This window comes from Haemophilus parainfluenzae, from assembly GCF_900638025.1.
GTDB lineage: Bacteria > Pseudomonadota > Gammaproteobacteria > Enterobacterales > Pasteurellaceae > Haemophilus_D > Haemophilus_D parainfluenzae_J.
On sequence record NZ_LR134481.1, the window covers coordinates 1,168,361 to 1,191,310 of the forward strand.

The 22,950-nt window shown below is 39.2% G+C and carries 22 protein-coding genes, 1 other RNA gene and 2 pseudogenes; 8 read left to right on the top strand and 17 right to left on the bottom strand.

The genetic code is table 11. The features are described 5' to 3' along the window. Positions 1 to 23: 23 nt before the first annotated feature. The 4 genes from ftsZ to pheA all read left to right on the top strand — a co-directional run bounded on the left by ftsZ (position 24) and on the right by pheA (position 5,209). Positions 24 to 1,316 carry a cell division protein FtsZ gene (gene ftsZ, locus EL215_RS05995; protein WP_049356612.1) on the top strand — a complete coding sequence of 431 codons (1,293 nt, stop codon included), beginning with the start codon at positions 24 to 26 and terminating at the stop codon, positions 1,314 to 1,316. Between the two features lie 46 nt (positions 1,317 to 1,362). Next, the gene (lpxC, locus tag EL215_RS06000; protein ID WP_049356614.1) at positions 1,363 to 2,280 is read left to right on the top strand and encodes a UDP-3-O-acyl-N-acetylglucosamine deacetylase; all 918 of its coding nucleotides are present in this window, start codon (positions 1,363 to 1,365) and stop codon (positions 2,278 to 2,280) included. Positions 2,281 to 2,402: 122 nt separating this feature from the next. Then, positions 2,403 to 4,043 carry a bifunctional UDP-sugar hydrolase/5'-nucleotidase UshA gene (gene ushA, locus EL215_RS06005; protein WP_126470864.1) on the top strand — a complete coding sequence of 547 codons (1,641 nt, stop codon included), beginning with the start codon at positions 2,403 to 2,405 and terminating at the stop codon, positions 4,041 to 4,043. A gap of 8 nt (positions 4,044 to 4,051) precedes the next feature. Beyond that, entirely contained in the window at positions 4,052 to 5,209 is a 1,158-nt protein-coding gene (gene pheA, locus EL215_RS06010; RefSeq protein WP_049356618.1) for a prephenate dehydratase, read from the top strand. 68 nt (positions 5,210 to 5,277) lie between these two features. On the opposite strand, the gene EL215_RS06015 is transcribed toward pheA, so the two are convergent. Continuing rightward, entirely contained in the window at positions 5,278 to 5,604 is a 327-nt protein-coding gene (locus EL215_RS06015; RefSeq protein WP_005699889.1) for a zinc ribbon domain-containing protein YjdM, read from the bottom strand. 111 nt (positions 5,605 to 5,715) lie between these two features. Between EL215_RS06015 and EL215_RS06020 the strand changes: the two genes are divergently transcribed. Continuing rightward, positions 5,716 to 6,276 carry a YtfJ family protein gene (locus EL215_RS06020; protein WP_126470866.1) on the top strand — a complete coding sequence of 187 codons (561 nt, stop codon included), beginning with the start codon at positions 5,716 to 5,718 and terminating at the stop codon, positions 6,274 to 6,276. Between the two features lie 33 nt (positions 6,277 to 6,309). On the opposite strand, the gene EL215_RS06025 is transcribed toward EL215_RS06020, so the two are convergent. The 9 genes and pseudogenes from EL215_RS06025 to cysS all read right to left on the bottom strand — a co-directional run bounded on the left by EL215_RS06025 (position 6,310) and on the right by cysS (position 12,297). Then, a complete protein-coding gene (locus EL215_RS06025; protein WP_126470868.1) occupies positions 6,310 to 6,477 on the bottom strand; it encodes an anti-sigma factor family protein in 168 nt (55 codons plus the stop codon). Between the two features lie 11 nt (positions 6,478 to 6,488). Next, a complete protein-coding gene (locus tag EL215_RS06030) occupies positions 6,489 to 7,037 on the bottom strand; it encodes a sigma-70 family RNA polymerase sigma factor (protein ID WP_126470870.1) in 549 nt (182 codons plus the stop codon). A gap of 364 nt (positions 7,038 to 7,401) precedes the next feature. Beyond that, positions 7,402 to 7,635 (bottom strand): annotated as a pseudogene (locus EL215_RS06040) (integrase core domain-containing protein); the annotation flags it as partial. Next, positions 7,620 to 8,333 carry an HvfC family RiPP maturation protein gene (locus EL215_RS06045; RefSeq protein WP_126470874.1) on the bottom strand — a complete coding sequence of 238 codons (714 nt, stop codon included), beginning with the start codon at positions 8,331 to 8,333 and terminating at the stop codon, positions 7,620 to 7,622. The gene EL215_RS06045 and the pseudogene EL215_RS06040, both read right to left, overlap by 16 nt. Continuing rightward, complete coding sequence (locus tag EL215_RS06050) at positions 8,323 to 9,243, bottom strand: HvfB family MNIO-type RiPP peptide maturase (protein WP_126470876.1); 921 nt, start codon at positions 9,241 to 9,243, stop codon at positions 8,323 to 8,325. Before EL215_RS06050 ends, EL215_RS06045 begins: the two co-directional genes overlap by 11 nt. Before the next feature lie 77 nt (positions 9,244 to 9,320). Further along, positions 9,321 to 9,578 carry an HvfA family oxazolone/thioamide-modified RiPP metallophore gene (locus tag EL215_RS06055; RefSeq protein WP_126470878.1) on the bottom strand — a complete coding sequence of 86 codons (258 nt, stop codon included), beginning with the start codon at positions 9,576 to 9,578 and terminating at the stop codon, positions 9,321 to 9,323. Between the two features lie 34 nt (positions 9,579 to 9,612). After that, positions 9,613 to 10,053, bottom strand: a complete 441-nt coding sequence (locus EL215_RS06060) for an HvfX family Cu-binding RiPP maturation protein (protein WP_005699852.1) — start codon at positions 10,051 to 10,053, stop codon at positions 9,613 to 9,615. Between the two features lie 235 nt (positions 10,054 to 10,288). Continuing rightward, positions 10,289 to 10,522 (bottom strand): annotated as a pseudogene (locus tag EL215_RS06065) (integrase core domain-containing protein); the annotation flags it as partial. Between the two features lie 395 nt (positions 10,523 to 10,917). Beyond that, positions 10,918 to 12,297 (bottom strand): cysteine--tRNA ligase, encoded by a 1,380-nt coding sequence (cysS, locus tag EL215_RS06070; RefSeq protein ID WP_126470880.1) that lies wholly within the window; start codon positions 12,295 to 12,297, stop codon positions 10,918 to 10,920. Between the two features lie 106 nt (positions 12,298 to 12,403). Between cysS and EL215_RS06075 the strand changes: the two genes are divergently transcribed. Next, positions 12,404 to 12,913, top strand: a complete 510-nt coding sequence (locus EL215_RS06075; protein ID WP_126470882.1) for a peptidylprolyl isomerase — start codon at positions 12,404 to 12,406, stop codon at positions 12,911 to 12,913. Positions 12,914 to 12,970: 57 nt separating this feature from the next. Then, the gene (locus tag EL215_RS06080; RefSeq protein WP_126470884.1) at positions 12,971 to 13,759 is read left to right on the top strand and encodes a TatD family hydrolase; all 789 of its coding nucleotides are present in this window, start codon (positions 12,971 to 12,973) and stop codon (positions 13,757 to 13,759) included. Here EL215_RS06080 and nrdG read toward each other — a convergent pair. Continuing rightward, positions 13,756 to 14,223: an anaerobic ribonucleoside-triphosphate reductase-activating protein gene (nrdG, locus tag EL215_RS06085; RefSeq protein WP_005696501.1), complete on the bottom strand. Its 468-nt coding sequence runs from the start codon at positions 14,221 to 14,223 to the stop codon at positions 13,756 to 13,758. The two genes, EL215_RS06080 and nrdG, sit on opposite strands and share 4 nt — an antisense overlap. A 127-nt stretch (positions 14,224 to 14,350) precedes the next feature. Between nrdG and ffs the strand changes: the two genes are divergently transcribed. Then, positions 14,351 to 14,449, top strand: an RNA gene (gene ffs, locus EL215_RS06090) — signal recognition particle sRNA small type. A gap of 26 nt (positions 14,450 to 14,475) precedes the next feature. On the opposite strand, the gene cydC is transcribed toward ffs, so the two are convergent. The 6 genes from cydC to EL215_RS06120 all read right to left on the bottom strand — a co-directional run bounded on the left by cydC (position 14,476) and on the right by EL215_RS06120 (position 22,948). Then, on the bottom strand, positions 14,476 to 16,206 hold the full coding sequence (gene cydC, locus EL215_RS06095; protein ID WP_126470885.1) for a heme ABC transporter ATP-binding protein/permease CydC: 1,731 nt from the start codon (positions 16,204 to 16,206) through the stop codon (positions 14,476 to 14,478). Further along, entirely contained in the window at positions 16,206 to 17,966 is a 1,761-nt protein-coding gene (cydD, locus tag EL215_RS06100; protein WP_126470887.1) for a heme ABC transporter permease/ATP-binding protein CydD, read from the bottom strand. The genes cydC and cydD overlap by 1 nt, the downstream gene beginning before the upstream one ends. 117 nt (positions 17,967 to 18,083) lie before the next feature. After that, positions 18,084 to 19,037: a thioredoxin-disulfide reductase gene (gene trxB / locus EL215_RS06105; protein WP_049356646.1), complete on the bottom strand. Its 954-nt coding sequence runs from the start codon at positions 19,035 to 19,037 to the stop codon at positions 18,084 to 18,086. Positions 19,038 to 19,126: 89 nt separating this feature from the next. Next, on the bottom strand, positions 19,127 to 19,984 hold the full coding sequence (locus tag EL215_RS06110; RefSeq protein ID WP_049356647.1) for a co-chaperone YbbN: 858 nt from the start codon (positions 19,982 to 19,984) through the stop codon (positions 19,127 to 19,129). Positions 19,985 to 20,103: 119 nt separating this feature from the next. After that, complete coding sequence (locus tag EL215_RS06115) at positions 20,104 to 21,414, bottom strand: nucleobase:cation symporter-2 family protein (protein WP_126470889.1); 1,311 nt, start codon at positions 21,412 to 21,414, stop codon at positions 20,104 to 20,106. A 136-nt stretch (positions 21,415 to 21,550) separates the two neighbouring features. Then, complete coding sequence (locus tag EL215_RS06120; RefSeq protein ID WP_164757056.1) at positions 21,551 to 22,948, bottom strand: DASS family sodium-coupled anion symporter; 1,398 nt, start codon at positions 22,946 to 22,948, stop codon at positions 21,551 to 21,553. Positions 22,949 to 22,950 lie beyond the last annotated feature (2 nt).

Sequence of the window (22,950 nt, forward strand, 5' to 3'; positions counted from 1 at the left end):
TTAGCAGTAACGGAGAACAGCAAATGTTATACCCAGAGTATGGTGATTTTGAAGAGCAAACAGGAGCGCTGATAAAGGTTGTCGGTGTCGGTGGAGGTGGCGGTAACGCAGTTAACCACATGGTTGCTAATATGGTGCAACAAGAATTTAATGGTAATTTCTTGGGCGAGAATGCAATTGATAGTGATGAACACGGTAAGATCGTATTCTATGCGGTAAATACCGATGCACAAGCATTACGTAAAAGCCAGGTTCAACAAACTGTACAAATCGGTGGGGCAACAACTAAAGGTCTTGGGGCGGGAGCGAATCCTAATATAGGTCGTAAAGCGGCTGAAGACGATCAAGAAGAAATCCGTAAAATGCTTGAAGGTGCGGACATGGTTTTCATCGCCGCAGGTATGGGAGGCGGAACGGGTACGGGAGCTGCACCTGTTGTCGCTAAAGTCGCAAAGGAATTAGGTATATTAACTGTTGCTATCGTGACTAAACCATTTAACTTTGAAGGCAAAAAACGTATGCAATTTGCTGAGCTAGGTATCAAGGATCTTTCTCAATATGTAGATTCAATGATCATCATTCCTAATCAACAAATTCAAAAAGTTCTCCCGAAAAATGCAACGTTAATTGATGCTTTTGCTGCGGCTAATGATGTTTTACGTAATTCTGTTATGGGGATCTCCGATATGATCACTTCTCCTGGCTTAATTAACGTGGACTTTGCAGACGTAAGAACCGTTATGTCAGAGATGGGGCAGGCGATGATTGGTTTTGGCTCAGCTCAAAGTGAACCTGGTGCAGGTCGAGCAGAAGAAGCGGCACGTCTTGCGATCAAAAATGATTTACTAGAGAAAGTTGAGCTTTCTGATGCTAAAGGTATACTTGTTAATATTACCGCTGGGATGGATCTTGGTTTTGATGAGTTTACTGTGGTTGGGAGTACTGTTGGTAGTTTTGCTTCAGATGATGCGACTATCGTTGTTGGTACCAGTTTAGTTCCTGAAATGAGCAATGAAATCCGTGTAACTATCGTAGCAACAGGTTTAGGTGATGTAGTTGATGCAGAGCCGGTTGTAATTACTCGCCCTCAATCGGCAGCACAACAATCGGCAGCGCAAGAAACGATTCAACCAAAACCACCCGTTGGTTTACATGGCTTGGATGCATTAAGACACAATCCTCAATCAGAGCCTGCACAGGAACAGAATTCTCAATACGGCAATTTGAATAAGCCGCTTGATCCAAGTCGTTTAGAACAGTTGAGAAATAACCCTAATTTCTTTAATCCAGCATCATTTAATCGTGATGAGAAATAAATAAGAATAGTACATAATCTTGTTGTGAAACAATAAGGTAAAAAAGATGATTAAACAAAGAACATTAAAACAAAGCATTAAAGTCACAGGTGTAGGCTTACATAGCGGTAAAAAAGTAACATTAACGTTGCGTCCGGCTATGCCGAATACTGGCGTGATTTACTGTCGTACAGATCTTAATCCGCCGGTGACTTTCCCAGCGAATGCGAATTCAGTGCGTGATACGATGCTTTGTACTGCACTTGTGAATGAACAAGGTGTGCGTGTTTCAACCGTAGAACACTTAAACGCAGCATTAGCGGGTTTAGGTATCGATAATATTATCATTGAAGTTGATGCACCTGAAATTCCAATCATGGACGGTAGTGCAAGTCCATTCATTTATTTGCTCTTAGATGCAGGTATTGAAGAACAAAATGCACCGAAGAAATTTATTCGCATTAAGAAAAATGTACGAGTAGAAGACGGTGATAAATGGGCAGAATTCAAACCTTATAATGGTTTCCGTTTAGATTTTACCATCGACTTTGATCATCCTGCGATTAGTAAAAATGTACGTAATTATGTGATGGATTTCTCTGCACAAGCATTCGTCCATCAAATTAGTCGTGCAAGAACTTTTGGTTTCATGAAAGATATTGAATATCTTCAATCTCAAGGTCTTGCGTTAGGCGGTAGCTTAGATAATGCTATCGTATTAGATGATTATCGTATCTTAAATGAAGACGGATTGCGCTTCAGAGATGAGTTAGTTCGTCACAAGACGCTCGATGCGATTGGTGATCTTTATATGTGTGGCTATAACATCATTGGTGATTTCAAAGCTTATAAATCTGGTCACGGTTTAAATAATAAATTACTCCGTGCAGTGCTCGCAAATCAGGATGCATGGGAATTTGTAACCTTCGAAGATAAGGAACAAGTTCCACAAGGTTATGTTGCACCTGCGCAGGTGCTAATCTAACAATGTTTTGTTGAAAAGCTATACCCCTTTTGGGGGTATAGCTTTTTTATTTCCTATCTTACTCTATTATTTTTGTTTTCTGTGAAGGTAAAGAGCGGTCAAAAATAGAGGTGTTTTTTATTATGAAAAAATTATTTACCATGCTTCCTCTTGTGCTAGCAACTTCTGTTGCAATGGCATATGAACAGGATAAAACCTATCAATTTACCATATTGCACACTAATGATACGCACGGACATTTTTGGCCGAATGCAAAAGGTGAATATGGCTTTCCAGCACACAAAACAATTGTTAATCGCGTGAAAGCTGAAGTGGAGCAAAAAGGTGGTTCACTCGTTTTACTAAATGCGGGTGATTTTAATACTGGTGTGCCTGAGTCAGATATGCAAACGGCAGAACCTGACATTAAAGCAATGAATGCAATAGGCTATGAAGCAACCGTATTAGGTAATCACGAGTTTGATAATCCATTACAAATTCTTGATATGCAAGAAAAATGGGCAAATTTCCCATTCTTATCTGCAAATGTGATTAACACCAAAACAGGTAAAACCTTAGTTAAGCCTTATACCATTTTAAATAAACAGGATCTTAAAATTGCCGTGGTTGGTTTAACCACAGAGGATACTGCAAAATTAGGTAACCCAGAATATCTTCACAATGTGAAGTTTGAAGATCCAACAACAGTAGCAAAAGCCACATTAAAAGCGCTAAATGAAAAAGTTAAGCCCGATGTAAAAATCGCTTTAACACATATGGGCTATTATTATGATGCGAAACATGGTTCAAATGCGCCTGGTGATGTAAGTCTTGCGCGCAATTTAGATAAAGGCGCATTCGATATGATTATCGGTGGTCATAGCCATGATCCAATTTGTGTGGATGACAAAGGTGTATGGATTAAAGATTATCAACCCACTCAGCCATGTAAACCGGATTTCCAAAATGGTACTTGGATTATGCAGGCCTTTGAATGGGGCAAATATGTTGGTCGTGCAGACTTTGAGTTCAAAAATGGTGAATTAAAATTAGTGAATTATCAATTAATTCCAGTGAACTTGAAGAAAAAAGTGAAAAAAGAAGATGGCAAAACAGAATATGTGAATTATGCCGAAGAGATTCCACAAGATCCAGAAATGGAAAAACTTTTCAAATCTTACCAAGATAAAGGTGATGCTTTATTAAGCCAAAAAGTGGGGAAATTAAACGGTAAGTTAGAAGGTGATCGTACCATTATTCGTTTTGAACAAACTAACCTTGGTCACTTAATTGCAGAAGCACAACGTCAAAAAGCGAAAGCAGACATTGGTATCATGAACTCAGGTGGTATTCGTGATTCTATCCAAGAAGGTGATGTGACTTATAAAGACATTTTAAAAATCCATCCATTTGGTAATATTGTAAGTTATTTTGAATTAACCGGTAAAGAATTACTGGATTATTTAAATGTAGTGGCATTGAAAGAAGTGGATTCTGGTGCCTATGCACAATATTCAGGTATCAGCATGACAGTAAATCGTGCGGATAAGAAAGTTGAAAATGTGAAAATTCAAGGTAAACCATTGGATTTAAATAAAACTTACCGTATTTCTATACCAAGCTATAATGCTGCAGGTGGAGATGGTTATCCAGTTATGACCAAAAATCCAACTTTTGTTAACACAGGTTTTATTGATGCGGATGTTTTAAAAGAATTTTTTGAGAAAAATTCACCTATTAATGCGGAGAAATACATCCCTCACAATGAAGTAACCTTTAAATAAGGAATGAAATGGCATTAGATTTATCAGAAATTCGTCAGCAAATTACGCAAATTGATCGCAGCTTGTTAAAGCTGCTTTCAGAGCGTCATCGCCTGGCATATGATGTAGTGAGAAGCAAAGAAGTGACGCAAAAAGCATTGCGCGATTTAGAGCGTGAGCAACAGCTCTTACAAGAGCTTGTGCAATTTGCTGAAAGTCAAAATTATCAGCTTGAACCACAGTATATTACATCAGTCTTCCAAAAAATCATTGAAGATTCAGTGTTAACACAACAAGTGTATTTGCAGAAAAAACTCAATGAGCAACGAGAAGAAACGTTACATATCGCTTTTTTAGGCAAGCGTGGTTCTTACTCTAATTTGGCTGCGCGTAACTATGCGGCTCGTTATCATCAACAATTTGCTGAAATCAGTTGCGATTCTTTTGCTCAAATTTTTGAAAAAGTTGAGAGCGGAGAAGCTGATTATGGTGTACTTCCTTTAGAAAACACCACATCTGGTGCAATTAATGAAGTTTATGATTTGCTTCAACATACCACCTTATCTTTGGTGGGCGAGTTGGCTTATCCTATCAAGCACTGTGTTTTAGTGAATGAGCAGGATGATTTAAGCAAAATTGATACACTTTATAGCCATCCACAGGTGATTCAGCAGTGTAGTCAATTTATTCAAAGTCTTGAGCGTGTACATATTGAGTACTGCGAAAGTAGCTCTCATGCAATGCAGCTTGTGGCAAGCTTGAATAAACCGAATATTGCGGCATTAGGTAATGAAGATGGCGGCAAGCTTTACGGCTTACATGTGTTAAAACATAATATTGCTAACCAAGAGAATAATATTACTCGTTTTATTGTGGTAGCCAAGCAAGTTCGTGAAGTTTCACCGCAAATTCACACGAAAACTTTATTGTTGATGACAACATCGCAACAAGCGGGTTCTTTGGTGGATGCCTTACTTGTATTTAAAAAGCATGGTATCAATATGACGAAGCTTGAATCTCGTCCTATTTATGGCAAACCTTGGGAAGAAATGTTCTATTTAGAAATTGAAGGAAATATTCATCATCCTGATACCCAGATTGCCTTGGAAGAGCTTAAGCAATTCAGTAATTATCTGAAAGTGCTTGGTTGTTATCCAAGTGAAATTGTGAAGCCTGCGAAGGTATAACGAAAATAAAAAAAGAGCGGTCGCTTTAAAACAACGTTAAAATCGACCGCTCTTTTTATCGGGAATTCTTAGGCTTTTTTCAAGAACTCTGACTTTAACATGATTTTGCCACAATCGACGTTGTGATCACCGTTGACTAAACGGATGTTTTTGAATTTAGTGCCTTTCTTTAACACTTCAGATGAACCTTTTAATTTCAAATCTTTAATTAAAAGTACATCATCACCATCGGCTAATAAATTACCGTTGCTGTCTTTAACAATTAGTTGATCTTCATCGGCTTCAACTGTTTCGTTACCATTCCACTCATTGCCACAATCAGGACAAACAAAATTTACAGAGTCATGATAAACATATTCGCCTTTACATTTTGGGCAAGCTGGCATTTGATCCATTTCTTTTTCCTTCTTTATCTGATTTAAGCAAAGTATAATGCGCACGGAGTATAACAAAAAAGTGACTATTCACCAAAAAATGGGCAATTTCACGGAATTTATGAGGTATTTATGAAAAAAATTATGCTTTTGAGTGCAGTGATGGGAAGTTTAATTTCAGTCAATGTATTCGCACACAATATTCAACCTAATCAGCTTTTAGCGAACGTAACGGTTTTGGATAAAGGTGAAATCACTTTAAATGGAAATGATGTGTCTTATAAATCATGGAGCTCAACGGCGTTGCCAGGCAAAGTTCGAGTGATTCAGCATATTGCAGGCAGAAGTGCGGCAAAAGAGAAAAATCAAGCGATGATTGAAGCCATTAAAGCTGCTCATTTTAACCAAGCTAAATATCAAACCACGACGATTATTAATGCTGATGATGCTGTTGTGGGCACGGGCATGTTTGTGAAAAGTAGCGCAGAAAAAGGCAAAAAAGAAAATGCCCACAGCCAAGTGATTTTAGATGATAAAAGTGCGGTCAAAAATGCATGGGGATTACGTGAAAAAGACAGCGTGATTATTTTGCTTGATAAAACCGGCAAAGTGCAATTTGTGAAAGAAGGTAAATTGACGGATGATGAAATCAAAGAAGTCATTTCTCGTGCAACAGCGTTAATGGCGAAGTAATAGAGTAATAAGCGGAAGTGGTCTTCCGCTTTTTTATCCCTTGAAATCCTTCATTAACTTTCTCAATGTATTGCAGTTTCGTTGAAATTTACGACAATGTGTACAAATGGAAAGATGCAGATTGAGCCCAATTTTTTCTTTGATCATTAATTGTCGTTCTTGGGCATCTGAAATAAGGCGAGTCGCTTGACGACATTTCATAAAGTCACTCCTTAAAGTTTATGAGATAAGCAGTTTTGAAGTTGTAAGCGGGCACGATAGAGTGTCGTGTGCAAGTTACTTATGCTTAGTTGATTTTCTTGGCAAATTTCTTCAGAAGATAATTCCAAAAACTCTCTCATCATAAAAATCTTGGCTTGTTTGGCAGGTAGGCAAGTTAAACAAGTTTCAAAAATCAGCCAAAACTCTTCGGAATAGACCGCACTTTCGCTCTGTTCAAGATCAAGCGGGGAATGTTCAGCTTTCCAGTGCCCTCCTTCATCAAAGAAATGATTCGTTTGTTCTTCATCTTCGATTTCGGTTTCTAGTACAAATTTGCCTTTCTGACGAAGAAAATCGATGATTTTATTTTTTAAGATAGCAAAGACCCACGTTTTAAATGCGGCTTGTCGCTTAAAGTGCTCGAGATTGTTAAATGCACTCAAAAAACTTTCTTGAACCAAATCTTCAGCTAATACAGGATTACTCACCTGTAATGTGGCAAACTTCAGCATTTGCTCTCTAATTTGTATCAGTTCTTTATCGGAAATTCCGGTTTCCATATTTTTTCCTTGGAAAATGTGTAAGAAATAGGTTCTCATTCGTCTAATGATAATGAAAGGAAAAGACCTTTCTAGATCATGCTAATTATTCACAAATTAAGGAAGATTTAAAATGAAAAATATTACTGTAAAAACAACCTTTACTGCTATTGCTGCACTTTTCTTTGCAACCAGTCTTTTATGCGATAGATATGAAATCCAATGAGATGTCAATGACAAAAGCTCTCATGCCTATGACCAAAGAGTCGATCCGATGCAAAATGATAAAATGGCGGTATTATGTAGCAGTTGCACAAAGGTTTAACCGATTAAAAACCTTAAAATTCCTATTGAAATTTTAACTCAATAGGGATGTAGTGATCAGCTAATTCAACAGTTCCCGATAGGTTGTTTTTGTTAAAACAGGTGGCAAACCTTGATTGTAACGATGTGGGCGAACAAAATTGTAATACATCACATAAACTCTCACATCGTCCATCGCTTGCCCCAAGGTTATATAGTCGCTCTCTTGCATCCATTCATATTTAAAGCTACGAAACCAACTCTCCATTGGGGCATTATCCCAACAGTTACCTTGGCGACTCATACTTTGGGATAAAGCACTTCAGCATTAATCCAATTCACCCAAGTGTTTTCCAATAATGGAATTAAGGGGGTGCTATCTTCAACTACAGTATTTAAGGCAGATAATATCTCTTCTAAGGACGAAGGTTGTTCTTGTATATAACTTAATAGCCAAAAGTCAAGTTCAGATAAGCGTTGTTGCAGAATATTAAAATCGCTATCCCGCCATATAACAGCTTGCATAGGGTTTTCATCAAATTGTTTAAAATCGCTTGATAAAAAATCGACTTCATAGCTTTTTAAATAAGCGGCATCAGATAACTGCATTACGCTATGCTTATTCCACTCAAATTTTTCAGGTACTTTTGCTAAAGAAACTTCTGCAAGTAACTGAGTATTTTCAAAATCCATCAATGCCAGTATATTGGCATCAAAACTCTCTTTTTCTTGACAAAATAAGAGGAATTCTCCAGCAATATCTTGAAAATAAGGGGAATGTGATTTTCCTGTTAATACAAACATTTCTTTTGTCTGAAACCAACTCTCAGCAGAAACGTGTTTAGGTGCTTCAACAAAACAACGGTCAATAAAACCAAAGATGTTATTTCGAACTAAGCGAGCATAAACAGCGAGGCGATTCGGAGCATAACCATTTAAAGGTTGAGCATGAGCCAATCGAACTGCTGTAGCAAGTGCTTTTTGTGTTTCAATAAGCGAAGGTTTAGGCTGCATAAGATATTACCTCTTTTTGAGCATATTTTTGCTGTAGTTGTGCAATATGTTCAACTTCAGCATAAAGTTCTGCAAATGGAGGGAAATTGAAATCACGCTCTAATAATGTTGGCGGAATGACGGATAATCGTTGATAGGCATATTCTAATAAATCCCACACAGTACCTTTTACTGCCTCACCGTGCGTATCAATTAATAACTCTGGTAAATAGCGATATGCCCCTTTTATTTTATTAAATGATTCTCCTTCTAAATCCTCCACAACTTGTGCGGCAGAATGTTCTTCGTCGTGTCCTGCAATATGAATGTAATTGACACGTTTCACATCTACTTGATCTAAAAAAACATAAGGATCGAGTAAACCGTGATTGATGCCATTTACATAAATATTATTCACATCTAAATGAATACCACAATCCGCTTCTTGTGCAATAGCATTTAAAAATTCTACTTCATTCATTGTGCTGGTGGGAGAGTGTAAATAATAAGAGGTGTTTTCTAATGAAATTTGTAATCCTAAAAAATCTTGCACATAACGGATTCTCTGTGCTACGTGTTTTACAGCTTCTTCAGTAAATGGCATAGGTAATAAATCATATAAATGCCCTTCACATTCACAATAACTCAAATGTTCAGAAAAAAATGTCGAATTATATTGAGTCATTAATGCTTTAGTATTTTTTAATAACTCGCGATCAAGTGGTGCTTGCCCGCCTAATGAAAGTGATAGTCCATGTACCGCAAGTGGATATCTTTCAGCGGCTTGATCAAATTTATAACGAGCAGCTCCTCCCATTTTTACCCAATTTTCTGGCGCAACTTCCATAAACTGAATCGCATTATTTGATGATAAATTTAAAAAATCATCCGCTAAATCTCGACGATACCCTAATCCTGCACCTTGTAACATAATTATTTACTCCTTTTAATACAACACTGGTGTAAATTTACACCAGTGTTATGTATGGCATCTAGATTAAAATACGATTATTTAGAGCCACATTTACCTTCACCACATTTACCTTCTGCAGCTTTTGGTTTGCTCGCACCACATTTACCTTCTGCGGCTTTCGTTTCGTTTGCACCACATTTACCTTCTGCAGCTTTTGTTTTCACACATTTATCGCCTACACAAGGTGTTGCAGCTTTATCCATACTGCTTGATTTTGGCTCAGCGTGTGTAACAGTGGCTACTGTCATCGTTAATGCTCCTGCTAATGCGGCTAAAGTGGATAATTTTTTCATTTAAATCTCCTAGAATTTGATATTGAATATATAGTTAGAGAAATTTCAACCAGCTTTTAGTTGGATAAACCTTCTTAATAAGCGTGTCTAAAGAGAGTTTCCCTGCTCCCTGCGTAATTAAGATTAATAAAGTTACCACATAAATTAAGGGTAATTTATAACCATTATCACAAACGTTATAACCTGAATCGGCGTGAATGCTATACCACGCGACAGAGATTAAAATCGTTAAACTTAATGCACTAAAACGTGTTAGCACCCCAAATATCAGCAAGAATGGGAAAATTAATTCAGATCCCATTGCAACGTGCCAATTAATATCGGCTGGAATAAGATTAAATGGAAAAGGAAAACGATCTTGTATTTCAGTAAACCAATTTTGACCATTCCATTTTTCTAACCCTGCCTCTAAAAATTCCCACGCAAGAAAAAAGCGTAAAATCAATAAACTCACGCCGCTGCTGATACCTTGCATCTTACAATCTTTCATTTTTTCCTCTGATTGATTACCTATTTTATGAAACTATTTAGTTCATTATGGTAGGAAATGCTTCCTAGTTATTCTATTAGTCGGAGATAAGCCTTTTTTCTTACACTTTTTTTTCAAAAAATTGAAAATATTATTTTTTATAAAAATGCAGATAACATTAAGGGCAAAGATTCTAATAATCTTCGCCCTTTTATCTTTTACTGATTAATGTAGAGATCAGCTAATTCAACAGTCCCCGATAGGTTTTTTTTGTTAAAACAGGCGCCAAACCTTGATTGTAACGATGTGGGCGAACAAAATTGTAATACATCACATAAGCTCTCACATCGTCCATCGCTTGCCCCAAGGTTAGATAGTCGCCCTCTTGCATCCATTCATATTTAAAGCTGCGGAACCAACGCTCCATTGGAGCATTATCCCAACAGTTACCTCGGCGACTCATACTTTGAGTTACCAGAATGAAGGTTGAGCGTAATAGCTACACCTTGAGTTTGAAAAAATGGAAAATTGATGTGAAAAATTGCGAGGTTAAAGTTAGAATTTGAGGTAAAAGAAATGCTTTTCACAATTTTCATTCGGAAAGGCATTCAAATTTATGCGGTAAATTAGTCAATTTTCGGACTTTATGCAACTGCTACATAATACCGTAAAATGGCATCAGATAGTATGAAGTCTGATAGCATGATGAAGTCTCAGGATGTGAAAATGGATAATATGAAGTCAGAAGAAATGAAAGCAAAAGAAATGAAGAAAAAAGCAAAAACAATGGGAAAAGCTAGAATGTAATGATTTAAGCCTAAAAAGAAAAACTGCGGTCAATTTGACCGCAGTTTTTGTATCAAAGTGAGATTATTGTTTACGCCATGTCGTGCCGTTGGCGCCATCTTCTAACACGATACCCATTGCTGTAAGTTCATTACGTGCCGCATCTGCTGCAGTCCAATCTTTAGCGGCACGAGCTTCGTTGCGTTGTTTGATGAGCGCTTCAATTTTTGCGACTTCATCATCGTCAGAGCCAGCTTGTAAGAATTTTTCTGGATCTTGTTGAAGTAAACCTAAGATACCCGCTAACTCACGTAAACGCGCAGCAAGACCATTGGCTTTTTCTGCATCTTCAGTTTTCAATTTATTGATTTCACGTGCCATTTCAAATAAGACAGAAAGGGCATTTGGTGTGTTGAAATCATCGTCCATGGCTTCACGGAAGGCTTCCACAAAATTTTCACCACCAAAAGCAACCGCACTTTGATCGGTGCTACGTAAAGCGGTGTACAAACGTTCTAATGCACCTTGTGCTAAATTCAGGTTTTCTTCACTATAATTGAGTTGGCTGCGATAGTGTGCCGTTAGTAAGAAATAACGCACCGCTTCTGCATTGTAGTGGTTTAATACATCGCGGATAGTGAAGAAGTTGCCGAGGGATTTCGACATTTTTTCTTTATCTACCATAATCATGCCAGAATGGATCCAATAATTCACATATTGGCCGCCATGAGCACAGCAAGATTGTGCAATTTCATTTTCGTGATGTGGGAACATTAAATCAGAACCACCGCCGTGAATATCAAAATGTTCACCAAGTTGTTTGCAGTTCATCGCTGAACATTCAATGTGCCAACCTGGACGACCTGCGCCCCATGGGGATGGCCAGCTCGGTTCGTTTTCTTTTGACATTTTCCAAAGCACGAAATCCATTGGATTTTTCTTGATTTCATTAATTTCAATTCGTGCACCGGCTTGTAATTGGTCGAGATCTTGGCGTGATAATTTGCCGTATTCTTTAAAGCTTTCCACATCAAACATCACATCGCCATTGTCTGCAACATAAGCATGACCACGTGCAATTAGTTTTTCCACAATCTCAATAATTTCAGGAATATGATGTGTCGCACGAGGCTCAAAATCAGGACGTAATACGTTTAATGCATCAAAATCTTTATACATTTCTTGCACCATACGATCTACAAGTTGATCGCAGGTTTCTTTGTTTTCTAATGCACGTTTAATGATTTTATCGTCCACATCCGTGATATTACGCACATAAGTCAAATCGTAACCTAAAGCGCGTAAGTAGCGAGCAATCACATCAAAACACACAAAGGTACGGCCGTGGCCAATATGGCATAAATCGTAAACGGTCACGCCGCACACATACATACCCACTTTTCCTTCATGGATAGGTTTGAACACTTCTTTTTCTCGAGTGAGGGTATTAAAGATCTTTAACATATTTTTTCTCTTCTGATTGGAATCCGACCGCACTTTTTCTGCTCATGGTGGCACTTTCTCGCCATTTGTGGAATAATGAATGCCTTATTTTCAAGAGGAAAACAACATGGTTACATTACACACAAATTTTGGCGATATTAAAATTAAACTTGATTTTGATAAAGCGCCAATCACCGCAGAAAACTTTTTAAATTATTGTAAAAACGGTTTCTATAATAACACAATTTTCCACCGTGTTATTGATGGATTTATGATCCAAGGTGGTGGTATGGAAAGCGGAATGCGTGAAAAAGCAACAAACGCACCGATCCAAAATGAAGCAAACAATCGTTTAAGCAATAAACGTGGCACAATCGCCATGGCGCGTACCTCTGATCCACATTCTGCAACGGCACAATTCTTCATTAATGTGGCAGATAATGACTTCTTAAACTACCGTTCAAAAGAGATGTTTGGCCGCGAAGTGGTACAAGAATGGGGTTATGCCGTATTCGGTGAAGTGGTAGAAGGCATGGATGTGGTTGATAAAATCAAGACAGTAAAAACCGGTAATAAAGGTTTCCACCAAGACGTTCCAACAGAAGATGTGGTGATTACATCCGTTTCTGTCGAATAATTAATTCGGTGTGTGGATGCGTAATCTACACACCTTTTTCTTAAGTGAAATAACGCGATGCCTTTCTTCGATACTCATACCCACCTTGATTATCTTCATCATGACACTGGTGAGTCATTAGCTCAGCTCGTGGATAACGCTAAGCAAGCTGATGTGCAGAAAATCTTGATTGTGGCGGTAAAAGAGTCGGATTTTAAAACAATCCAAAATATGACCGCACTTTTTCCTGAGCATCTTTATTGTGGGCTTGGGTTGCATCCTCTTTATATCAAAGAGCATCAAGAGCATGATTTAGAGATATTGGATGCGGCATTATCTGGTCGTAATCAAAATTGTACAGCCGTAGCAGAAATAGGCTTAGAATGTGCGATTCCAGATTTATTGACGGATGAATTATGGCAAAAACAACAACACTTTCTGGAGAGTCAGCTTTATTTAGCGAAGAAATATAATCTTTCTGTGAACTTGCATAGCAGAAAATCTCATGAGCAATTATTCCGTTTTTTAAAACAAGCCAATTTACCAAAATGTGGTGTCGTGCATGGTTTTTCTGGAAGTTATGATCAAGCAAAACGATTTGTGGATTTAGGCTATAAAATTGGCGTAGGCGGCACGATTACTTATGAACGCGCGAATAAAACACGCCAAGCGATTGCGAAGTTACCGTTAGAGGCGTTGGTGTTAGAAACAGATACACCAGATATGCCCGTATTTGGCTTTCAAGGGCAACCTAATCGACCGGAGCGGATTGTTCACACCTTTGAAGTGTTATGCCGTTTAAGAAGTGAAAATGCTGAAGTGATTAAAGAAACGGCTTGGCAGAATAGCTTAACATTATTCGGTTAAACCTTGAAACGGTAAATCACTTGATTGGCTGAACCGCGCCAAACTAAGCTTGGGTCAGCCTGTTCTTGTATAAATTTCCCATCAATAAGCACGTCAATATAAGGCAACATTTGACGTTGATAATCATCAAGTTCATCCAGTTTATATCCCGTCCACACCCAAATATCCTTATCAGGACATTCTTTTTTGACACGTTGAACAAAAGGAAGTAAGGCTTCGACATTACGAGGATGCATCGGATCTCCACCAGAAAGCGTGAGCCCTTGACGTTTAATGCGCGTATCTTTTAAATCATTGATGATCTGTTGTTCCATCGCTTCATCAAATAATACGCCATTATCAAAAGACCAGCTCTTTTGGTTGTAGCAACCACGGCAACCATGCGTACAACCGCTAACGAAAAGGGTACAACGGGTGCCTTCGCCATTTACAACATCGGTAGGGTAGTATTGGAGATAGTTCATGGTTTTACCTTAAAAGTGCGGTTGATTTTCTCGTCAAATTCACCGAATTGATAAATTAACCTTTGCAATACAGAGCCAATTCTTGCATAATAGCCCACCTAATCGCATTGCGATATCAATGGAAATCTTCTCGGTCTCTCGCAACGGTGTCCGGTTTACTCGGTCAGGTTCGGAAGAAAGCAGCCAAAGTCGGAATTTCTGTGTGCCGAGAATAAGCTGGGAAGATTTCCACCCAACTTATCCTTCCTTGTTTTACACACGCTCCACTAATTGTTTGAAGAACCCTTTTTCTAATTGCAATAATTCTGCATAAGTGCCTTTTTCAATTAGCTTCGCTTCATCAATCACAAAAAGTTCATCAAATTGCTCGATCGCCGTTAAGCGGTGAGTCACCATAATTAAGGTTTTATTTTCAGCATGGGCAAGAATCAAACGCAGAATTTGGCGTTCAGTTTCGCGATCTAAACCTTCAGTTGGCTCATCTAATAATAAAATTGGCGCATCATTAAGCAGAATACGAGCCAAGCCTAAACGACGTTGTTCTCCACCAGAAAGTGGACGGCCACCATCACCTAGCCAAATATCTAAGCCTTGTTCTTGTTCCAACAATTTGCCTAAACCAACTTGATTTAACACCTCGATCATTTTTTCATCTGAAATATTGACCGCACTTGCGAATTGCAGATTTTGACGAAGTGTATCGCTAAATACATGAACACGTTGTGTTAAAAAGCAGAATTGGCTGCGTAATGTGTCTTCTGCGTAATCGGCAATCGGTTTTCCAGCAAGGAATAATTCTCCTTGATTGGCATCATAATTACGCACTAAAAGTTGTAATAGCGTGGATTTTCCGCTGCCTGTTTTACCTAAAATAGCGACTTTTTTACCTTTTTGAATGGTTAAATTCAAATTCTCTAAAGCACGATTTTGACGTTCAGGATAAGTGAAAGAAAGATCTTTGGCTTCAATTAATGTTATGGCGTTTTGATCGAACTCCGCTTTGCCACTAAAGGTCACTAATGGTTGTTGCTCGATAATATCTGTCACGCGTTCAGCTGAAGCAATGACTTGACCGATGTGCAAGAACGCAGAACCTAATGGCATTAAGATTTCAAATGAAGCTAAGGCCGCAAAAGTGAAGAGTGCAATAAACGCCATGCGATATTCATCGTTACCAAACTCCGCTTGTGAGCTAAACCACAACATTGCGGCAATAATTAAGCCATTTAAAAAGAGTGAAAGTGCGGTTGAAAATCCACTTAAATTGGCTTCTTTTTGTTGGTCTGCTTGCCAATTGGCTTCAGTTTTAGCCATGTTATCTTTCAATTTATCTTCGGCATTAAAGAGCAATAATTCCGCTTGAGCTTGGATAAATTCTAAGAATTGTGTGCGATAAAGTGCACGTGAATGCACGAGTTTATCGCCAAATTTTTTACCCAGTTGGTAGAAAACGGTTGGAATGACGAATACTAATAAAAGCAGGCTCGCACCTAGACCTAAGGCTAAAGGTGCATTGACAAAACTTAGGCCAATACACATGACTAAAATCACAAAAATAGCCGTAATAAATGGCGCAATTAAGCGAAGATAAAGGCTATCTAGGGTATCTACATCAGACACTAAGCGGTTTAATAAATCGCTGTTACGGTAGCGATTTAACACAGCAGGACTTAATGGAATAATTTTCTCAAAAACTTGTACCCGTAATTTAGCCAAAATGCGGAAAGTCGCATCGTGTGTCACCAACTTTTCAAAATAACGGAAAAGGGTACGGCCAATGGCAAGCCCACGCACAGAAGCAGATGGATAGAAGAAATTAAACAATGTGCCAAGACCCGCAATGGCCGTTGCCGCTAAAAACCAACCCGATGTGGTCAGCAAGCCTATGCTAGATGCAAGGCCGGTAATCATTAAAACCAAGCCTAAAAATAAAGGCAACTTGGCAAATTTAAATAAACGTAAAAAGGGAAGTAAAGCACACATTATTGAATGTCCTCTTTTCGTTGAGCCAATAATTCGGCAAAGAAGCCTTGATCTTTTAATTGGTTGAAATGCCCTTGTTGAACAATTTGACCTTCTTGCATCACAAAAATATTGTCACATTGTTTTAGATCTTCAATACGGTGTGTGATCATTAAGGTCGTTTGGTTATGGCTCATTTCTGCAAGGGCAGCAAGTACCAGATTTTCAGACTGAGCATCCAGGCTAGCTGTTGGCTCATCGAGTAATAATAAATTGCCTTTGCGTAGTAAAGCGCGAGCGATCGCTAAGCGTTGAGCTTGGCCTACGGATACACCAATCCCACCATCTTTAATTTCGCTATCCAAGCCTAATTTATCGGTAAACTCTTTCGCTTGAGCAGAAATCAAGGCTTGCTCAATTTGCTCATCAGTTGCTTGAATATCACCTAAAAGTAGATTTTCTTTGATGCTGCCTTGTAGCAGTAATGGATTTTGACCTACCCACGCAATTTGTTTTCGCCAGTCGCTTAAACGGCTTTGATTAAGTTCTACACCGTTAATTTTTAAGCTGCCTTCATAAGGCAAGAAACCGAGTAATACATTGATTAAAGAGGTTTTTCCTGCACCACTTTGGCCCACAAGGGCAATATGGCTTTCTTTCGGGATATGGAATGAAAGAGGCTTCGTTAATGGTTGACCTTGTGGAGAAAGCGCCACTAAATTTTCAGCTTGAATTTCGACCGCACTTTGTGCTGGAATTTGTTCATTCCCTTGATGCGCAATTAAATAATCCGCTTCTAAGAAATCGACAATGGCATCAGCAGCACCAATACCTGCGGCACGATCGTGGTAGTAAGTCCCAAGATCACGCAATGGTTGATAAAACTCTGGTGCCAGAATTAAGCAGAAAAAGCCGGTAAATAAAGTCAGCGTGGTGCCATAAGTACCAAATTCGACTTGACCTAAATAGCTAAAACCAAAATACACCGCCATTAAAGCAATGGAAATTGAGGTGAAAAACTCTAACACGGCAGAAGAGAGAAACGCCATTTTAAGTACGGTCATGGTCGTTTCACGGAAGTCTTCCGTTGTACTTTCAATATGTTGTGTTTGTTCTGAAGTGCGGTTGAAAAGACGCAAGGTTTCTAAACCGCGTAAGCGATCCAAGAATTGTGCACTTAAGCGAGAAAGGGTTGCCATATTTTTTTGGCTGCTGTCTGCTGCCGCCATTCCAACTAGAATCATGAAAATGGGTACAAGCGGTGCTGTGACCATCAAAATCAATCCAGCCGCCCAGTTGAGTGGGAATACGGCAATTAAGATCACCAGTGGTACAATGGCTGACAAACTTTGTTGTGGTAAGAAACGCGCATAGAAGTTATGCAGATTTTCCACTTGTTCAAGCATGATACTTGCCCAGCTACCGGCTGGTTTATTATTGATAGTCGCAGGTCCCACTTGGTGGATTTTGTCTAAGATCTTTTGGCGCATATGGTTGCGCAGTAATCGACCTGCTTTAAAGCCAATTTTTTCGCGTAGCCATAAAATGACCGCACGCAAAGCAAAAGTAATGATTAACGCAATAAAATATGGAACCAGTTCAGCGCGATCGACATTTTGCATAATGAGCTTGTCGAGCAATGTCGCAAGAAAATAGGTTTGAGCCACAAGAATTAAGGAAGAAAGTGTGGCAAGGGCAATATTGGTGCGCATTAATTTTTTAACAGGTTGCTGTTGCGCACGAAGCCATTTTTGTAAATATTTTTGGCGAAGTTTGTCCATTGTTTTTATTTATCCTAGGATAGGATGAGTTGGCTGGAGGATTAAAAAACCTACCTTTGAAAAATAATAGGTGCGTGAAACCTTGTTTTACGCACCTTACATGAGAATTTAGCGCACTTATTCTTGTGCATCTAAATAACGTTCAGCATCTAATGCTGCCATACAGCCTGTCCCCGCTGAAGTAATGGCTTGGCGATAGTTGTGATCCATCACATCACCTGCAGCAAAAACACCTTCTACAGAGGTCGCTGTTGCATTGCCTTCAAGACCAGATTTAACAACGATATAACCGTTGTTAAGCTCAAGCTGACCTTGGAAAATTTCAGTGTTTGGCGCATGACCGATGGCAATAAATAAACCGTCTAATTTCACGTCTTCTTTTTCGCCAGTTTTTACGTTTTCTAAACGTACACCTGTTACGCCCATGTTATCGCCTAACACTTCATTCAAAGTGCGGTCAGTATGAAGCACGATTTTGCTTTCTTCGACTTTTTTGTATAAGCGATCGATTAAGATTTTTTCCGCACGGAAGCTATCGCGACGGTGGATTAAGTGCACTTCAGAGGCAATATTCGCTAAGTAAAGTGCTTCCTCAACGGCGGTATTTCCACCACCGACAACGGCAACCGGTTTATTGCGATAGAAGAAACCATCACAGGTTGCGCAAGCTGAAACACCTCGACCTTTATAAGCGGTTTCTGATTCTAATCCGATATAACGTGCGGATGCCCCTGTTGCGATGATTAACGCATCACATGTGAAGGTTTGCATATCACCATAAAGTTTGAACGGGCGAGAAGATAAATCGACTTTATTAATATGATCAAACACGATTTCGGTTTCAAATTTTTCGGCGTGTTGCAACATACGTTGCATTAAACCTGGACCAGTGGTGATTTCAAAATCACCCGGCCAGTTTTCAATTTCATCCGTGGTAGTAAGTTGTCCGCCTTGTTGAAGACCGGTCACTAAAACAGGTTTTAAGTTCGCACGTGCGGCATAAATAGCCGCGGTATAACCCGCAGGGCCTGAACCTAAAATTAATAATTTACTGTGTTTAACGTCTGACATAAAGAATCCTTTGTTTATAAAATAAAGCATGAGGTTTTTGGAGTTCGTCCATTATAAAGCCTTCATGCATAAAAAAATAGTTGATCGTATTAGTAAAGCAATGCATACAGCAATCGGCGATATTTATTGGTGATAGGATCTGCATTGCCAATGGCTGATAAAATAGCTAAAAACTGTTGCTTCACTTCACCGTTTTCCGCAGAAAGATCTTGTTTAAGAATGCTAAATAATAAATCTAATGCTTCTTCGTTTCGATTGGCTTGATGTAGCTGAACTGCCAATTTCAATGCAATTTCAGGCGTTGGATTTTTCGCATAATCCGCTTGTAATTGCTGAATTTCTGGCGTATCGGCCGCTTTAATTAAAAGCTCAATCTGCGCTTGTAAGCCATGCCAACGACTGTCGCGATCCTGAATCGGAATTTGCGCTAAAATATCTGATGCAGGCTCCGTTTTTTTCATGGCGATATAGGTTTCCGCATAAAGTAATGCCACATCGCTGTTTTTCTTATCCGAAAGCTCCCAGGCTTCTTTCAGTAATGGAAGAGCAGAGTCGTAATCTTCCACTTGTAAAAAATCCAAGGCTTTTTGGAATTTTAAATCTTCTTCTTTTGGCAAAATGGCGCTTAAACGTTGTAATAAGCTGGTTTCATCTAATGTGCCAGGGAAGGCATCTAATGCTTGTGCCTCTTTAAAAAGGTAGGTCGTTGGCAACGCTTGAATACGAAATTGTGCGGCAAGCATTTGCTCCGTTTCACAATTGACTAAGCCGAGAATAAATTGCCCTTGGTGTTGTTCTGCAACACGTTTTAGGACTTTTGCAAAATCAGCTGATTCTTTATGGCTTGGTGCATAAAAGTTAATGACAAGCGGGGTTTCAACAGAACGTTGCAACGTTTCGGTAAGATTTTGTTCGTTGAGTTCAACTAAAAAAGGTAAATCTGCCATTTTTATTCCTTGATAAATGGAAAATGATGCCTGATTTTAACAAAGTGCGGTCAGTTTTAGAAATATTTTACAGGAAAAGAAAAGGGCAGTGTTAATCTGCCCTTATTCGCTATCTATTTTTATTCTTTTGTTTCTTCCACTTTATCTTCTGGAAGCACGAGGTTAAGGATTAAGGCAAGTAATGAGCCTACGGTAATGCCTGAACCGAGCACTTCTTTGAAAAAGTGCGGTAATTTATCAAGCAATTCTGGACGAGTTGTCACGGCTAAGCCACAGCCAATGGAAATGGCAATAATTAAACCATTGCGTTTGCTACGTGCGACTTTGTCTAACATTTGGATACCCGCAGCGATAATCATCGCGAACATCATTAAGCCTGCACCACCTAATACAGGCAATGGAATTGAAACAATTAATGCGCCAAATACAGGGAATAAGCCCGCTAGCGCTAGAAGTACACCGGTTAGCGCAACCACGTGACGGCTTGCCACGCCCGTTAGTGAAATGACACCAATGTTTTGAGAGAATGAAGAGAATGGTGTGGTGGACATAATGGCAGCTAAAGCTGAACCTAAACCATCGGCTAGAACCCCGCCACGTAAATGTTTGCCGGTAATTTCTGTTTGGGTTGCATTACCTAGTGCTAAGAAGTTACCGCTTGATTCAACGATCGTCACTAAATAGGCAATGGACATGCCGATAATACCTGAAATAGGGAAGGCTAAACCAAAGTGTAGCGGTTGTGGAATTGCGAAAGTTTGCGCTTGTTTTACGCCTTCAAAGCTCACCCAGCCCATGGCTAAACAAACGAGATAGCCTGTCATCATCCCAATAACGATCGCTGCGGCGGAGAAAATGCCTTTGCCCCATTGCACGAGTGCTACAACGATGATTAATACAAAGCTCGCCATCATTAAATTTTCTGGCGTCGCATAATTCGCATCACCACGTTGACCACCCGCAAACCAGTCAACCGCAACAGGAATGAGGCTTAAGCCGATCATCATGACGACAGTCCCTGTCACAAGCGGTGGGAACAATTTGCGAATATACGGCATAAAGAAACTGCCGATAATCATCACTAAGGAACCAATGAGAGAGGAACCTAATATACCGGCGATGCCATATTCACTGAAACCAATGGCCAGTGCAGCGGCAACGAAAGTAAAACTGGTTCCCATCACACTAGGCAAACGAATGCCTATAGGCCCCAGGCCTTTGCATTGAATAACGGTGACCACGCCAGAAATCAAGAGTGCAGCATTCACTAGCGTAATGGTATCTTCGGTAGGTAATTTTAAGACGTTACCAATGACCAATGGTACGGCAATAATCCCCCCGAGTGCGGCAAGTAAATGTTGTGCCGCAAGGAGTAAACTCAATCCGAAAGGTGGTTTGTCTTCCACGGTATAAAGTAGATTGTTATTCATTAGGTTCCCTTAGATAGAAAAAATTGCGCGAATTATACGTTAATTTTCATCTATGGCAAACGTTTGCGTAATGAAAGGTAAAAAAAGTACAGTTAAAAATCACGTTATTTTCAACCGCACTTGTTTGATTTTAAAGCTACATCCAGAACAGATAAGCAATGGTTGCAATAATAACTATACAGGTTAAATCAATAAATTTACCGACACGAACCATCTCTGACTGTTTAACAAAACCAGTGGAGTATACAATTGCATTAGGCGGCGTTCCCACTGGCATCATAAAGGCACAAGATGCGCCTAAGCCAATAATCATCGCAAAACCCAGCGGAGGCATATTGAGTGCTTGAGCGATAGATATAAAGATTGGGACGAGTAAGGCTGCACTTGCTGTATTTGAGGTAAACTCAGTTAAAACGACAATAAAGGCTGCAACAATTAATGCCATCACATAGTAGTGGCCACCTTCAATAATAAAGACGATACCGTCCGCCATGATTTTGCTTGCGCCAGAATGGGTAAGAACCGAGCTTAATGTTAAACCACCACCAAAGAGGAAAAGTACGCCCCATTCCGTATTTTCTTGAACTTCTTTCCAGCTTGCGATGCCTGTTACACAAATAACAATTGCTGCAGAGAGTGCGACCATACTATCAAAACTGCCGATTGGTTTAGGGAGTCCTAATAGTTGAGAAATAATTGGATTGAGATAGCCGCCAAAAATCCAAAGAATTGCCACTGATACAAAAATCGCTAAAGTTAAAATACGTTTTTTATTCATATGGATTTTGGCAAATTCGGCTTCAAAATGAAGATTTAATTTCGGTTTAAAGACGATGTATAACCAACCGATGATAATTGGGAATAAAATGAGCATAACAGGTGTGCCAAACATTAACCAACTAGCAAAATCTAAATGGAGTTGTGAGGCCGCAATAGCATTCGGAGGGCTTCCTACCAAAGTCCCCATTCCCCCAATAGTGGCACTATAGGCGATTCCTAATAATACAAATATATAAGTGTTATGTTCTTTATTACGATCTAATTGGCTTAAGATCGTCATGGAAAGTGGTATCATCATTGCCGCTGTAGCCGTATTACTCATCCACATAGATAAAAAAGCCGTGGCTAAGAATAGATAAAGAACAGCAATGAATAATCGACCTTTGGCTAATTGCATAATTTTATTGGCAATCATTTGATCAATTTTTTGCACATTTAATGCGGTAGCAAGTGCGAATCCGCCAAAAAATAAGAAAATAGTTGGATCGGCAAAAGCCACTAAGGCCTCGCGACTATTTACCAATCCTAATAATACGGACAGGATAGGGACAAATAGCGCTGTAATCGTGACATTCACTGCTTCAGTAAGCCATAAAATTGCTACGAATGCTAATAATGCTAAACCTTTATTGACTGCTAGCTCAAAAGGAAGCGTGTTTAATAAAACAAAGAAGAGCACAACATCGACGAGGAATATAATCGCATTTTTATTCCAAGCTTTGGCTCTTGAGTTAGTAACAGGGGTTTGTTGCATAT